The 16,373-nt window shown below is 37.4% G+C and carries 10 protein-coding genes; all 10 read right to left on the minus strand.

The window, feature by feature from the left end; genetic code table 11:
* Positions 1–533 precede the first annotated feature (533 nt).
* The 10 genes from CN326_RS19970 to CN326_RS20015 all read right to left on the minus strand — a co-directional run bounded on the left by CN326_RS19970 (position 534) and on the right by CN326_RS20015 (position 16,099).
* Positions 534–1,781 (minus strand): DUF4153 domain-containing protein, encoded by a 1,248-nt coding sequence (locus tag CN326_RS19970; protein ID WP_098310722.1) that lies wholly within the window; start codon positions 1,779–1,781, stop codon positions 534–536.
* Positions 1,782–1,829: 48 nt separating this feature from the next.
* A complete protein-coding gene (locus CN326_RS19975) occupies positions 1,830–2,045 on the minus strand; it encodes a helix-turn-helix domain-containing protein (protein ID WP_098310723.1) in 216 nt (71 codons plus the stop codon).
* Between the two features lie 11 nt (positions 2,046–2,056).
* Positions 2,057–2,539 carry a DUF2975 domain-containing protein gene (locus tag CN326_RS19980; protein WP_098310724.1) on the minus strand — a complete coding sequence of 161 codons (483 nt, stop codon included), beginning with the start codon at positions 2,537–2,539 and terminating at the stop codon, positions 2,057–2,059.
* A 543-nt stretch (positions 2,540–3,082) separates the two neighbouring features.
* A complete protein-coding gene (locus CN326_RS19985; protein WP_255258169.1) occupies positions 3,083–4,864 on the minus strand; it encodes a PAS domain-containing sensor histidine kinase in 1,782 nt (593 codons plus the stop codon).
* 1,198 nt (positions 4,865–6,062) lie between these two features.
* A complete protein-coding gene (locus CN326_RS19990; protein WP_098310726.1) occupies positions 6,063–7,130 on the minus strand; it encodes a HupE/UreJ family protein in 1,068 nt (355 codons plus the stop codon).
* 373 nt (positions 7,131–7,503) lie between these two features.
* Positions 7,504–7,752, minus strand: coding sequence for a hypothetical protein (locus CN326_RS24360; protein WP_141525089.1), 249 nt, complete (start codon positions 7,750–7,752; stop codon positions 7,504–7,506).
* Positions 7,753–7,767: 15 nt separating this feature from the next.
* Entirely contained in the window at positions 7,768–11,001 is a 3,234-nt protein-coding gene (locus CN326_RS20000; protein ID WP_098310728.1) for a DUF7402 domain-containing protein, read from the minus strand.
* Positions 11,002–11,705: 704 nt separating this feature from the next.
* Positions 11,706–12,368 carry a restriction endonuclease gene (locus tag CN326_RS20005; protein ID WP_098310729.1) on the minus strand — a complete coding sequence of 221 codons (663 nt, stop codon included), beginning with the start codon at positions 12,366–12,368 and terminating at the stop codon, positions 11,706–11,708.
* The gene (locus CN326_RS20010; RefSeq protein WP_098310730.1) at positions 12,361–13,350 is read right to left on the minus strand and encodes a DUF3991 and TOPRIM domain-containing protein; all 990 of its coding nucleotides are present in this window, start codon (positions 13,348–13,350) and stop codon (positions 12,361–12,363) included. Before CN326_RS20010 ends, CN326_RS20005 begins: the two co-directional genes overlap by 8 nt.
* 91 nt (positions 13,351–13,441) lie before the next feature.
* A complete protein-coding gene (locus tag CN326_RS20015) occupies positions 13,442–16,099 on the minus strand; it encodes a type IA DNA topoisomerase (protein WP_098310731.1) in 2,658 nt (885 codons plus the stop codon).
* Between the last annotated feature and the right edge of the window lie 274 nt (positions 16,100–16,373).

The raw sequence follows: 16,373 nt of genomic DNA on the forward strand, positions 1-16,373 counted from the left end.
TTTATCTATAACATTTGTTGATAAGGTTATTTTACTCCAATTTACTATGATTCTACCGTTGTAAATCCGCATTTTCGGGACTCTACCCCATATAGGGTGAAGAAAAGAAATGCATGTATTGTAGGGATAGGTTTTATACTCATTTCATCATTTACTATTCCTAAAAGTGCAGATGCTGCACCTACAGTTGCATTAAGTGAATTCGATCTGATAGATTTGTTTACGCACATGGATTGGGATGGAGATTCTAAGTATCTAGCAAACTTTAAATATGGACCAAATAACCTGCAAGTCTAGCTTGTCAAATATGTTTCATGTAGTCCTTTTTCGTTGGGCACATGAAACTGGACATATTTTAAAGAATCCAGTTGCAACAATATATTATGTCTTCTAGTTTGAATACCCTCTTTTTAACTTTAGTAATGAAAATAAGCCAAAACTATGCAACTCTGTATAAAAAGCTGCATAATATCGACTCTAAAGATTTTATACGTTATAGAAGATTAACTTTTCGTTACATTAACAGAGCCTTTCTAATTAAAAATTATAGGAAAAGTAAATGTAACGAAAGCTGCCCAAAGTCCGTAGACCGGCAAATACTTAGTAACAGCATCTTGGATAGTTGAAGGTCCGGATTTGTTTTGTAGAAAACGCATATAGGAGAGCATAATCCAAATTAGATTTGCCCAGATAAGTATGTTTACTCCTAAAACAGCAAGTCTATTAGGCGTAATCCCATAAGAAGAAAGTCTGAACACGATGGCTGACAAAGCCACACTGTCAATGATAAGCGCAAGAACAATTAAGGCAAAATTTATATAATCTGAAATGTTCTTTTTCTCGTCTGAGTCGCTCTCGATAATGGAAAATATGGTAACGGCCAATACACCAAGGAGTATTCCGTTAAAGGCTATCAGGAAATTGCGGTCCAAGAATGGATTTTTTCCGACCCATATAACCGTTATAAGATAGATCAACAATGTGACCAGGACAAGAGGACTAAAAATTTTAGCTATATATGGTGTAATATTCTTAGCAAGTTTAAGATTCATTGATGCCAGGTATGCAGCCACAATAGCGAGAGCGGCAGCACCAAATAAAACGACATTACTAAAATAGAAGTCTTCTATATCCAAGCCAACAAAGCTAAATAACTGCATGGTTAATGCTGCTAGTACCATTCCGCTAACTGCCATGCTGGCGTAGAGAATACAATATTCCAAATTAAATTTAATATAGGCTAATCTTGTACTGCCTTTTGAATATTCATTTCCTGTAAATGCAAGCCCTACCAATACCCATAAGAATATGGGAAGGTGTAAATAAGCAAGGATAATACTGTCTTTATAATTTAATGGCAGCATATTAATATAAAACCCGGAAATTAGGAACAACGCTGCAAGGGAATAAATAACACTTTTTTTCGGAGTATTATTGTAAACAAAATAGGCAGCAATAAAGGGAATTATACCAAAAGCCAGGTTAATTGGAGCAATTGCTTCCTGTTCGACAAAATGGAAAATGATCCTGGTACTTATCCCGGCCAGAATGGCTAAAATGCCCATGAATAAGAAACCTTTTTGAAGCAAGGAAGTTTTTTCTGTATTTGCCGTCTCCTTGAAATGCAATCTTTCATACCAAACACCAAGAACCTGAGAATCAGGATTTTGTTCCCATGCGTGTGAGAATGACTTTTTAAAAGCTTTCGGGTCTTTTCTATACATTCTCTCCAGCTCATGAGGGTTAACAATATTTTCAATAATCAAATTATTAATGTCCATAGTTATACCTCCCCTAATAATTGTTATATTAAGTTTCCTCCACAATGTTTAACTGTCTTCGTCACTTTTATATTCTAAAATATCTCCAGGTTGACATTCTAAAGCCTTACAAATTGCCTCTAAAGTGGATAATCGAATCGCTTTTGCCTTTCCATTTTTCAATATAGAAAGGTTCGCCATTGTTATTCCAATCTTCTCCGAAAGTTCTGTTACGCTCATTTTTCTTTTTGCTAACATCACATCAATATTAATTATAATTGCCATTGTTATTCACCTCAGACCGTTAAATCATTTTCTGATTTGATATTAATTGCATCTTGTAAAAGTTTTTGGAGAACAGCCGCAAAGACTGCGATAACCATCGAAGCAAAAGGAACAACCAATCCGACAAAGATAACTCCTGGTGCGTCGTCTACTTCCGCAAAGATATAGAAGAGCGGCCAAACTAGCACATGCAAAATACTGATTGTGATGGCACAGTATTTGATTTTCTTTAAAGCTTTTACAGATAAATCGGAAAAAGCTTTATTTTTGTCAATATAGCATAAGAGTTTGAAAGCCTGATACAAAGCAAAGTAAAAAGGTATAGCCGATGCATCAAAAGCGATGAAAACGAAATATTTTATAAAAGCAAACTGTGGAAGCAATTTTGCTGCAAGATTCGCCATCTCTGGCACCAAAAAGATGCACAGAGCAAGAACTGGGACTCCTAAAAGAATAACAGCTATTTTTAAAAACAACGTTGTTACTTTTTCCATAAAAAGCACCTCACTTATTTATTCTGATTTTGATTTTAATATATATTTTATCGTTTCACAATAAATTTTTATTAATTTGAATAACATTTTTATTGTAAGTTTTTGTTTTAAGCAAAAATAAAAAGCATTCCTCATTCAAAGAAATGCTCTATAACTTTAAACCATTAAATTTATAACTTGTACAGCTAACCTGCCCGTTAGTTTAAGTGCAAACCTTCACAATCTCTTCTGTATTTCAAACACAAATATCCAATTTTCAATACAGGTGCTGTTCAACAATCTGGCCCGATTGCGGAATAGAATGACCCGCATTTTTTTAACAACTTTATTATTTTTTAAACGACTTTATTGTAAATTAAACAACTTTATTATCTCTGTACACCTTGTATGGCGGAGCCTTTAATTTCTCTATTTAACTTGGTATTGTTGCTAGTTTATGTGGCCTTTTATTGGAAAAAAATATCCGTGACGCAAATAAAATATTCCCCCAAAACAATCGTCTGAGGGAACACAAGCCGATAAGCTAACTTTTCCATATATATTTCACGAAAAGCTTCTGTATATTGGTAAAGTGATATCTACAATAGTGCCCTTGTTGATTTCACTTGTGATGTTCATACTACCATGGTGATCTTTTATAATTTTGTTACTAACCAGTAAACCTAATCCTGTGCCTTTCTCTTTTGTGGTGTAAAAAGGTTCCCCTAGTCTGGCCAGCAGCTCCGGAGAAATGCCACAGCCGTTATCAGAAAAACGAATAAGGACTTGGTTGTCACTTAAAAGTCTTGTTTGAATACTGATTTTACCATTTGATGAAATAGCATCCAGGGAATTCTTAATGATGTTGATAAATACTTGTTTTAATTGATTTTCTTCACAATTGATCGCAACATGTGTGCTTTCAAGTTGTTTCATCATTTCAATATTTTTTAAATTAGCTTCAGATTCAAGAAATTTCACAACATTTACAATGATATTGTCCAATATAATCGGCTTCACATGAAGATTTTGTGGCTTCGCCAAGACAAGTAGCTCACTCACGATAAAGTTGATTCGCTCTAACTCTGACAACATAATCTCAGTAAAATCGGGATTCCCTGATATTTCTGGTTGTAAAAACTGAATAAAGCCCTTTATCGAAGTAAGAGGATTTCTGATTTCGTGTGCAATACTTGCAGCCAGTTCTCCGATAACTGACATCTTTTCTGTTCTCATAAGAAGGACTTCGTTTTGTTTCATCTCAGTAATATCTCGTGTAATGTTGAAAAAGTGACGACATTCGCCATCTATGCCGAAAAAAGGTATTCCTCTTGATTCCAAATAAACCGAGTTTTCATTATCAAGCTTGTATCGATATTCACAGATAATAGGTGCTTTTGCTTTTAGCATATATGAAAATCGTTCACAAACGAAAGAAGCATCGTCTGGATGGATATTTTCAAAGAGAATTCGATCACTGCCTAGTTTTTTCATATGTGATGGTGAGCTATAAGATACGTCCCCATTTTGGTTAATTACAGAAATGAAGTCTACTGTATTTTCAGCAATGAACCTGTATTGTTCCTCGCTTTTCCTTAAAGCTTCTTCTGATTGTTTTCGTTCTGTAATATTACGTGAAACGATTAGGTAACTCTCTATCTCAGAGTTCTCGGATAAGATCGGTACACAACGCGACTCTAAATAAACCCACGATCCATTTTTATGTTTTAATCTCACTTCTATTTGAAAAATTTTCTTATGGATAGAAATTGATTGACGAAGTTCTACTATTATTTTCACATCATCAGGATGAATAAAATCAAAAGTATCCGCCTGAAGATATTCATCTAAGGTATATCCTAAGTGAATTTCTATAGATGGCGATACAAATATTTTTTTCATGTTCACATCATATGTACTTATAATGTCGTTCGTATTTTCTACTAGTATCCGGTATTGAGCCTCACTCTCTAGCAATGCTTCTTTAGCCATTTTTTGATCTGTAATATCTCTGGCGATAACAGAAGTACCTACGATGTTTCCTGTGGTATCTCGAATATAGGACCCTGTTAGAGATACATGAACAATCTTACCGTCTTTTCGTTTACGAATAGTCTCATACCCCGAAATTTTCTCTCCAGAAAATTTAATCGGATGAAAGATTTCTTTCGTCTCGTTTATTATCTGTTCAGGTACCAGGCAGTAAGGATCATTTAGTAGGTCTTCATATGTCCATCCATAAATTTTTTCAAAGGCATTATTTACGATAAGTAAATTTCCCTGCATGTCTCTAATGGAAATAGCGTCAGTTGTGGTTTCGACAAGAGACTGAAGTAGTTCTTGCATGTGGATATGCTTTTTACTTAGATTTATTCGTAGAGTCTCTTTATCCATAATTTATCTGTAGTAGGGATAGTATATAAAACGTACAAACCCCTTACTACATTACACCTCCATCGTGTTATATGCTTTTTTACATCTAATACGTTAGTTTTTATTTATTTTTATGATATTCAACTAAAGCATCCGTTAGTTCTATAAGCATTTATACAAAAATTCAAAATATAATTGTCAGAACTCTATAATACTTCAATAAATAAACTTATTCCAAAAAGTCATAATGCTAGACCTAGTATTATATTATGACAAACAAAAAGAAGTATCAATGGTCCGTCATTCAGTTCGAAGACTAGAAAAATTAGGGTATTCTGTATCGATCGAAGAAGTCTCTTAATCCATAAACCACTAATATAATTTTTTACTGTTGGACGCTTTTTAAAAATAAAATAAAGACGTCTTCTTTAGTTATGCACTTTTTTAAATTAATACCGTGAGGTTTTTTCATGGTATTTGAATATGAAAATCAACAATCTACTTTAACAGAGCCTATCATTAAAATAACTGAAGTATACTAAAAACCCATAATCCCCCTCTATCATCCTCTAAAACGAGTTTTAACTTATTTAAGACTTATAATATAGAGCAAGTGCGTTTTGTTCGTTATAGGCGAATTTGAAAGGTCAATTTTCTATAAGAATTAAATTTTCGGAACAAAAATGGAAATACTTTACTAAAAGAGAAAGAAGTGTAGCTTTTGAATAAAGTTTGATTAAATTAACTTAATAAACCTTGATAAAAGAGCAAATAGAAAAAGCGTGTTTTAAAAAAAGATTGATCAAAACACGCTTTTTCTATATTCAATTGAATCATCCTTTTATAAAAAAGTTTGATAATTTTTGTGATCCTTGCTCAATTAAAGTTCCCGATTGTGGAAGACTTAAGTATTATGTTTTGTTTAACTAACGTACCCAATAGCTTAAGTACAATTCTCCACATTATACTTATAAGTTTTAAACAAACGTTTATTTAAGTTGATTTTTCATTTTGTTAAAGCAAATAATAGAATTTTTCCTCTAATTTCGTCCTAAGTTAATACCAAAATTCTCTAGGTTCTAGTCACCTTTATCTAATCTGTATTTTCTAATAATGGCCTAAGGAGATACGGCCATATGGTTGGCAATCTTTTCATGTTTTGGGCTATGGTTTACTGCAGACGTTGAATCAACCAATAAAATGCTAAAACAAAAATAAGGCAAGACGTTGAGATCATCATTTTACGATACCATGAGAACCTGCGCAGCCAAAACAAGAGAGGCAGTAATAGACACAGTAGCATGAACTGACCTGTTTCCACGCCTAAATTAAACGAAAGGAGTGTGCCAATCAGATTGTCCTTTGGAAGTCCCGTTTCAGCCAAAGCCCCGGCGAAACCCATACCGTGAATCAGGCCAAATAAGGCCGTCAATAGCCACCGCCATTTCGCCTTTTGAACAAATATATTTTCCACTGCCACATAACAGATCGTCAGGGCAATCAAGGCTTCGACCCAATGCGAACTGACCTGAATACGGTCGGTAGCCACCAAGAACAGTGTAATGCTGTGGGCGATTGTAAAAGCAGTAACAATTTTCAACGCATCCTTGAAGCGAGTTGCGATTAATACTAATGATACCAAAAACAACAAATGATCGTACCCGGTCAAAATGTGTTCGATTCCAAGTACAAAGTATTTCCATAGGACGGATTCACTTTCAGGCTGAGCAATGGTGATCTGAACATCTCTTTTTTTCGTATCAAGAATATCCTGATAGAAATATTCCCCTGAATGGACCAAGAGTACATTCGTATGAAGAGGCGAATCTTCAAACACCAGATTGTAATGAAGATCAAATTGTTCGATCGCTTCATCGGCGGTGAACTTTAGTTTAAATATTACGCCGATCTCGGAACCCCTTTCTGCCATGTTCATCGAAAGCAATTCCATCGTTAAGGGCTTCGAATCCACATCTATACGAAGATCTTTCTGTAATACCGATTCGATTCTTTCTTTCTGCGAGGACAGTTCCTCGTTCTCCAGATATTTATCCTTGTTGGTATCAAATTGTTCTAGCATGTCTATTTGATCAAGAAAAAGTTCATAGTCAATCGTTTTCCCTTTAATGTATAACTTCGAGTAACCCATACTTTTGACGGTATGGGCAAATGAAGTACTGGGATTCGTACAAAATATTAAGGTGACTATGAATAAGGACAGGAATGCACGTAGTTTCAAAGCGAGACCTCTTTTCATCAAAGATTAAGCGAATCATAGTTGTGGCAATAAATATTGAGCGTCTAAATATTGAGCGTCCCGCAGCAAATATTTTGCAGCGGGACCTCTTTTCATCAAAGTTTAAAACTAATCCCTTGAGCGAATCGTAATTGTGTCAATGAATATTAAGCGTCTAAATATTGAGCGTCCCGCAGCAAATATTTTGCAGCTTCACTTGAAGTGTGTTTCCCACATTGAGCCTTCAATTCACTCACAAAGCTCTTTAGATCGTTGTTTGCCAATTTGTCCTGCAGGCTATCGGCAATTCCGGCATTGTCGATCCATTTGGTATCGTCAAAGCGTGTCACCAACGCCTTTAAAGAATCGATGCTGGCTACTCTGTCTGAAAGTGAACGGTTTTGCTTACCTGGTTGCCGGCCAAGTCGCTGGAGGATACAACAAGCGTATGCTGCCCAAGCGGCAACGTATAAAGCGGGATCGTCGTTCCGATTTGGTAAGAATGCGAATCGAGTGTCACCGTCGTCTTGCTGCTGTCCACACCCGACAAGTTATCTGTCAATGCAAACTTAGGCGTCAAATCCCCGGAATCTTCATAAATGCTGTTGTCTCCCAGTACGGTCATCTCGACCTCAGGAGCTTACTTATCCACCGGCGCTAAAATTTTCATTTCCGACAAACCGACATTTGGCCCGCTTCCACCGGATACCTGGAATTTGACCCATGTCACCGTCTTGTCAGGGAAAGTTACAGAATAAGCGCTCCCGTCATTCGGGATTCCTGAAACCGTCAAAGTGCTTCCGTCGCTGAAGGTAAGCGTTCCGCCGGGCGCCCAGTCCGCTGGGTTGGGCCGATCATTGAAGATAATCTTGTTGATCGTTTGATTCGTCGTCCAATTCACCTGGATCCATGGATTCTGTTCTCCCTTGGAGGCCCAATCGCCATTAACCGCTTGCCCTATGCCATCAAACACTTTGTCGGGAGTATAACTGGCATTGTAATACGATGAAGCGGTAACTGTGGCGTTCGACGTTGGGATCTTATTAACAGTTACTCTAATGCTTGTTGTCAATGGAACGCTGTTCGGGTTTGTGACTCCAATAGGCAGAATTACTTCTCCTGTTACCGTGAAGGTCTGTGCCGTCATGGCAGTTGGATCGTAGCTTGCACTATTCACATCCCAATTCACACTGGCATTCACATTTCCCCCATCGGTTACAAGGGCTACTTTTTCGGGCAATCCAAGAGCTGCCGCTGTCTTCGCCGTTCCGATTGCCACGTCTGTTATGTCAGCAGGTACTGTGATGCTATTTAATGTTTTGTCTTCAACCTTCGTCAATTCAAACCAGCGCAGAGTCCAATAAGCTTCAGTTACATTCAGCCTTATTTTATGTGGGCCTTCACTCAGCTTGACAAAATCAGCAGTTCTATTGCCCCAGGTATACCAACCACCCGTGTTTGAGAATGAAGTTTTCGTTTGAGGTACTCCATCTACCAGGAATTCAACCTCTCCCGTTTTACCCGGTGCTGTTCCCACCCTGTAAGTTAATTGATAGGTTCCCGAACTTTTCACATCTACGTTATATTCCATCCAGTCGCCTTTATTTAGAGGATGCACCATCCCTGTGAGTCCGCCATCATTAGCCTGAAGATTTTTAAGTAAAATACCATGTTTCAAATTATAGCTTACACCTTCTATCCTTCCTGGCACCGATGCTGAACCAGGCAATACATCTAAAATATTTACATTAAAGCTGGCTGTCTTTCCACCTAGCGTCACAGTCACTTGCTGTCCTTCTTTAAGAATGGAACTATCAAAGCCGGTAATATTATCAACCGTTACGTTCTCCACTTTTGTTGTTCCATCGCTGTAAGTGCCTGTCACAATCAGCCCATCAATATTAAGCCAATCCCCAGGCAAGTAATTCAACTTTGTTGGCAGTTTAGTTATTTCGAGGCTTTGCAACTTAACGTCAGAAGTCTCGTTGGCCATTGCCATGATCTGATCGGTAGACAATGCTTGATTGTAAACCCTTACTGCATCAATACGTCCATTGAAGCTTTGTTTGCCTTGACTGTTTGCACCGATATACGTTCCCTTTGTAGGTGTGGCAGGAGTTGCTTCCTTATTGGTTACTGGTACGCTGTTGCCATTGATATAAAGCTCCCAGATGCCGTTTCTTCTTGCCGCAGTAATATTGGTCCATTGTCCTGCAGTCAAAGCAGTCTCCGATCTCGCAATCGGCTTACCGTTGACCACGAGTGATACCTTATCCCCATTGTCATGATCCAGCATGATAGAATAACCGTTGTCATCGCCATCGCCATTGGACAAGATCCGCTGCGATTTCGAAGCTGCGCCATTCCACTTCACCCAGGCTGTTAGCGTTACATTGTCTGTTTTTGTGGATACAAGATCTGCACTTGCATAATTACCGTCAGCACCGTTCAGGCTGAGCGAAGCGGAACCTTCCATTTTATCCGTCGTATCATAGGCAGCACTTCCATGCAAGGTTGCATTAAACCCATTCGGGATACTGTCGTTGCCATTGCCGTTAAATCCCCACATCGTGCTGGGATCAACACTATCCATAATTTGGAATTTATCTATGTTCACGCCCGCTGCGTTGCCATCGCTTTTAATGAGGATCTTGTTATTTGAACCCGGATTCAGCTCCACAGGTACCGCCAATTCGTTATACGAGCTCATGCTTCCGGTAGTCGGAAAGCTGAGCGTCTGTACTTTGGCTCCATTTACATATAATCCCTTGGTAGCATTGGTAGCATCGGTAGCATACTTTATTTTCAAAATTTTATTGCCGCCAGAATCTCCTCCGTCAACCTTGAGCGACTCGGTATATGCGCTTCCATGGTTCATATTCACATACTTGCCGCCGGACGCATTTATGTCGTTGCCAGCGGTTGCATATGCGAATACACTATCCTCGGCTTCATATACGCTGGTTGTATTCGGGTGCAGACTTATAGTACCTTCCCATACGGTTTTTTGTGTATTTACATCCCTTCCCTTTAAAAGCACCTTGTCTTTATATACATCAAAAATTACAGCTTGACTATTTAAAACGGCACCGTCTCTTAGTGCAGAGAATTTCCCAGCGTACAAGTTGCCAGGTATCCTAATATCGTCGTGAAGATGTCCTGTTGTCAAAACAACCTGTGGATATTTTTCAAGGATATGTTTGAGCTTCTGTTCCTGTGGGTTACTCGCATAAGTATAATTATCCGAAGCATATGACTTGGATACGGTTTGGTAAATAGGCTCATGCGCAAACACAAAAATCGGCTTGTCCGGAACGGCATTTGCAGCAAGCGTACTTTCCAACCAGTCTAACTGCTCGTTGGACATATACGAGTAATTGATCGGCTTTTCATCTCTTCCCAAAAATATGAAGTCATAGCCTTGTATTTCCCGGTGGTAATACACCTTATTTTCTGGTATTCCTGCCTTTTGTATAAATCTGTTCTTCGCTACATTAAAATCCGACTGCCAATCATATTCATGATTTCCAATTGCATAATACACCGGCGGATGATCTTTTACAGAATTGACAGCATTTTTTATGGCGTCATATTCACCGCTATCCCCGAGATTGGTTATATCCCCGGATAAAACGATTGCACTGGCATTATTATTAACAGCATCCGTTACAGCTTTAACCGTTTTACCCGTATCGCTATGCGTGTCCGATATTGACATGAAGCTGAAGATAGGTTCTTCCGTAGTGTTTTCTGCCCCTGCTGCAGAGCTTTCTGCCTGAACAAGCGCGGCGTCAAGGCCAAGGCTGTTTACTAGAGTTACCCCCATCAACAAGAGTAATAGAAATGACTTTTTTAACCTTTTCAGAAATATCATTAATTGAACCTCCTATTATTCTTTGTAATGCTCAATACGAAATGGCCGTTTGTCGTCTTGCTTAGCCCGTTAACATCGAATCTTGTTGTCCCTCCCTCGTCGTAAAGTTTCTGAGCTAAATTCGTAAGCATTGATACTATACAACTCTTGCTACAAGATCCCCCCTTCAGAAGCCTACCCGCTTAATGATAAGTGGCAAATTTTAATAGAATGTAAATCCACCGTAAATTTTAGGAATATTGATGATAGTTAAAACAATAGTTTTAACTATATAGTTCAAAAGTTGTACTATAAGTAAACTCCTATACAAATCAAAGGAAAGTTACACTGGATCTTTAGAAAAAAAAACCACTTGAAATTAAACTTATATAAGCTTAGCCTAATGGCGATGAGGTACCGCCAACAAAACGAAGAAACCTAGCATCTGCATAAAAAAATAGAGATTTGTGCACCTGCTTATTCAATTATCTGGCCCTTTTCATAAAGAAAGACGCTTTCCTTATTCAAGAAAAGCGCCTGATTGTGGAACAAGAAAAAATCCTGCATATCAACACAGGATTTATAATCAAACTTTAATATAAATGAACAATCTTTATTTTAAATAATCGAACTTTGTTTTAAATGATCAATCTTTTTTATAAAACTACAACGAAAATGGAAATAACTTACTAAAAGAGAAAAAAGATCCAAAAATAATCTTCAGCTCAGTTATAAATTGGCTCTGTATGATGACAAGTTGGAAATTGAGAACATCCAAAAAATTTGTTTCCATTTTTCTTTGAATTCCTGACAACCAAATTACTTTTACATGCCGGACATTTCCGTTCTGCTGGATCTACATCCTGGTACACATCTTGGGCTGAATGTTCTGGATTGATTTTATTAATCAATTTTTGAAGTTCGATACGATCTATTAGTTTCACATCACATGCCACCGCTAACTCTTTTGCTTGTTTTGTATAAACACTGTTCGTGACAACCCAAGCCTCATGAGCCCTGTAATATGCTTTTGCTGCATAAATCTCCTGCACTGCACTAATACCAACTCGATTCTTCATTCCGTATCGCTTCGCCTGGATAACGATACGATTTTTCCCTTTAAATACGAGATCCGCGCCAAAATCATTTGACTGCTGTGTGACTTCAGGACGGAATCCTAACTCTCGAAAGAGAGCTTTCAGGTACACTTCAAATTGGTGACCATCCATTTTATCTATATATCGAATACCTGACTTTGCCATTTGCTTCAGAATTCTTCTTTCCTGGATCATTCGGTACACAAATTTACAAATATGAAAAAGAACATAAAGAATAAATGCATAGATCAAAAACTGTAATATGTTTGGCATAGATGGTACATTAGACACTTCGCTCCACCTCTTTGATTGGCTTGATTTTCTTTGGTTGAACCGTTTCTTTCTTCTGTTCTTTCTGTTGTTTTTGCTCCACTGTCTTTTTCAAAACATCGTTCCAATCTTTTTCAACCGTTGGAATATCTTCTTTAAATATCAATATATCTTTCATTTTTTCTATAAATTTCTTACCAGCTTTATCATTATCTATAGCTAAAACAACTTGTTTGATATGATGCCCTTCTTTTTTGGCATCGATGAGGGATTGAATCACTGTTTTATGCTTTAAACCATGCATAGATACCAAGCGTGCATTTTGAATTTGATTTTGTTTTAAGCTCCAATGAGATAGCATATCAATGGGATCTTCATACACATACATCGTTTGCGGTTTTCCAACATCTACTGTAAAACCAGCATCGATCTTTTCATAATTCGGTACAATTTGTTTAAATGTACCTTTTTTATTGTTCATTTTTACAGTACCTTGACGGCTTAACCCTATAACTTCGCCTTTTCCACCTTGTTCTTTCCACTTAAACACCACATTATTTCTCTTATCCTGGGCGATGAGATCCTTCTTGATGAGCCAATTCACTAAGCGTGGATCTATTTTACGCTCCTGGATCAAGTACTGTTTGATTTCTGTTTGCTTGTTCACTTCTAGGTGTTTGGGATAGGCGAATGGCTGCTGTTCTTTCTTTTGTTCTTCTTCAGATTTGGACCGATCAAACTCTTTATAATCCCCTTTATTGATGTCTAATACTGCTTGCGGAAAAGACATCTTATAATACATGATCGCAAAGCTAATAGCTCCGTATCCTTTCTCACCACGGCTATTCCATACATATTTATTGTCTCGAATGAGAAGACTGTCATGCTCCGTATGTCGATAATAATTCCCTTCCTTCTTAAACTTTTCCCCTTTGGCCTCTAGATATGAAATCAAATCCACATCTCTTGCTTTCATCGTATCCTCCGTACTGACATGTGCCATTACGGAATCCCCTCCTTTACTCTATAAAATGAAATAAAAAAGAGGACTATTCGTTACATAGTCCTCTTTTGCTACTCAATTAATTTAATTTTCATTTGCCAAATAGGAATTTGAGCCGCTTTTCTTGCACGCTGTAAGATAAGCGAGCATCAAATTTTTTCCCGCTTTTATTTGATACAAACCCCTTAATTTGATCCGTAACGTTCTTTTCTAACAGCTTTTTCACATGATTACTGCTTAAATTTTTTCCGGAAAAGGTACCAAAAATGATGAAATCACAACCCTTTTTATATTTTTCACATAAGTAGTTACTTTTTCCTACAATCACTCTACTCTTACAGAGTGGACATTTCCCTAATGTACGATCTTCAGTTGTTGGGAAACGGAATTTTAAGCTACCATCCGGCTGCATAGTAACAGCTGCCGTAAACTCTCCTTTTTCTCCTTGAAAGCCGTTAATGAAGTCTGTTGTTTTATTTTGAATCAGCTTTTTCATTTGATTACCTGGAATGGTTTTTCCCTTCATTTTTGCTGGCAACATAAAATCACAACCTTTTTTATGCTTTGTGCATCCATAGAATGTTTTACGGTGAAGGATCTCTCCCTTTTTACATTTTGGGCACTTACCGAATGACATCTCCTCTTCTGTTGGAAATTGGAATTTGATTTGTCCCTCATGTAATACCAGATATGCGGAAAACTCTTTCTCATTGGACTTAAATCCCTTTAAAAGATCTGTTTTCTTATTCTCAAACAGCTTTTTCACTTGTACTTCAGGAATCGCTTTTTCTTTGATTTTCTTTGGTACAGAAATTTTGCATTCAGGATAATTACTGCATCCGTAAAACTCACCTTTATGAAGGATTTTCCCTTTTCTACAAGGGCATTTGCACACTTCAATTTGCTGATCCCAAGTGTTAATGATGTTGTCCGATACTTTATCATCCATTGCGCCTAATTGCTCCACCGTGTCTATTACAAATGTATTTGTTTTCTCTACAAATTCCTCATAATTCATCTCTTTATTTTCGATCATATGAATCATCCCTTCCATTTCAGCTGTATAAGCTGGATTTTTCATCTCATCTACTGGAAATGTATCAATAAAAGCACGACCGATATTTGTCGTTTGAATTTGACTATTTGTAACAGAAATATAGCTTCGTTCCAGGAGCTTTGGAATAAATGTTTCTTCCGTTGCGACTGTTCCAATCCGTTTTCCTTTCATGAGTTCTTTCAAATGTTCATCATCCAATTTGCGCCCTGCTGTTTCCATGAAGGTTAAAATCGAACTTTCTGTATGGAAAGCTGGTTTCTTTGTTCTGGACTCAATCAAGTCATACTGAACGATTCTGAAAGAATCTCCTTCCTGTAAAACTGGTATTTGAAATGCCTCAACCGAACCCTCTTCAATATCCTCTTGAAAAACACTCAGAAACCCTTTCTCTTGTAGGATTTTTTCTTTTGTACTGTATGTGTTGCCTTCTTGATCTATAAAATGTACTTCTCGTACCAGGTAGATTGCTGGTTTCATAAAGTTCCCAATAAATCGTTTTACAATTAAGTCATACAATTTCTGTTCTAATTCATGACGTTTGCTGCCATCATATTTCTTTGTTGTTGGGATAATGGCAAAGTGACTACTTACCAACTCATCATTAAAAGTGGTATGTTTTTTCGTAATTCCAGAGGTATCAACCGATTGGACTAAATCTGTATACATGCTATTGTTTAATGCACTCATAACTTCTTTTACTCGCTCTACTTGTTCCGTTGGTAAATGCCGAGATGATGAACGAGGATATGTGATAAAGCCCTCTTCATACAAACTCTGAATGTACTTTTTGGCTGTCTCTGCATTCACCTTCAGCTTTGCATGTGCATCCTTATAAATGTCTGTCAGGTTATATAACAATTTTGGTTTCTTCTTTCTCGTACTCTCCTTAAATTCCGTTACGGTTAGATTCGTATCTTTTAAACTATCCCCAAGCTTCTGCAAAGGAGCTGGATCTATCAGTTGATCTTCTGTTTTCATTACTGGTGATAAACCATTTTCCGTTAACAGTTTCAAATTATAGTAGGTTTGTTCTTTATAATTTTGAATGGCAATCTCTCTTTGCCGAATCTCATTCAAGATACACATTTGGACACGACCAGAAGCTAATAAGAACTGGTTTTTTGCCAGTTTTGCCGTACATCCCCTGGTAACATTAATCCCAAGAATATAGTCCAGGTACTGCCTTGCTTTGGCTGCTTGTGCAAGTCCGTCATAGTCTGCCCCTGGTTCTAAATGATTCAACGCACCTTCTAATTCTGCTGGTTCATAAGAAGAAACAAAGAGACGTGATTCTCGTTTTTCTATTCCTGCATATTCATAAATTTCACGGTAAATGAGCTCGCCTTCCCTATCTGCATCACAGGCATTGACCACATGGTCCACATCTGAACGTTTTAACAGCTCCACTAATGTAGTAATCTGCTCTATAATCTCTGGTTTTGCTTTATATTCTGGCTCTAAAATAATAGGCAAATGTTCAAACTTAAATTCTTTGTATCTTTCATCCATCTCTTCAGGATGTTTTAGCTCTAACAAATGTCCACGGCACCAGCTGATGATGTAATTTTCATTTTCATAATAGCCATAGTACGGCTTGCTGCCTGTATGTTTTTGTGAGTTTCTAAATCTAGGTGACTTTAATAATTCAACTGCTACCTTCGGTTTTTCCGCAATAAATAATGTTTTCCCCATGATTGGAACCTCCTATTGATCTATCATTTCATTCTGGCGCTTCATTTTATTGATTCTCAGCTTTTTAACCACTTGATGCCCAAACAGTAATAGCAAATTCAACAAGACCGCCACTAGGAACATACAGCCTGCAAATAGCCACACATTCATGACATAATCCTCGATTCAAGGTTTTCCATTCCCCTTGCTCCTTTCATTCTCAAAATAAGAAAGAGAGCGTTTAGGCTCGCTCTCTTTCTTATTTCCTAATAAAAAAATCATTTTTCGTTTACTC

The sequence above is a fragment of the Bacillus sp. AFS018417 genome, from assembly GCF_002560985.1.
GTDB lineage: Bacteria > Bacillota > Bacilli > Bacillales > Bacillaceae_G > Bacillus_A > Bacillus_A rhizoplanae.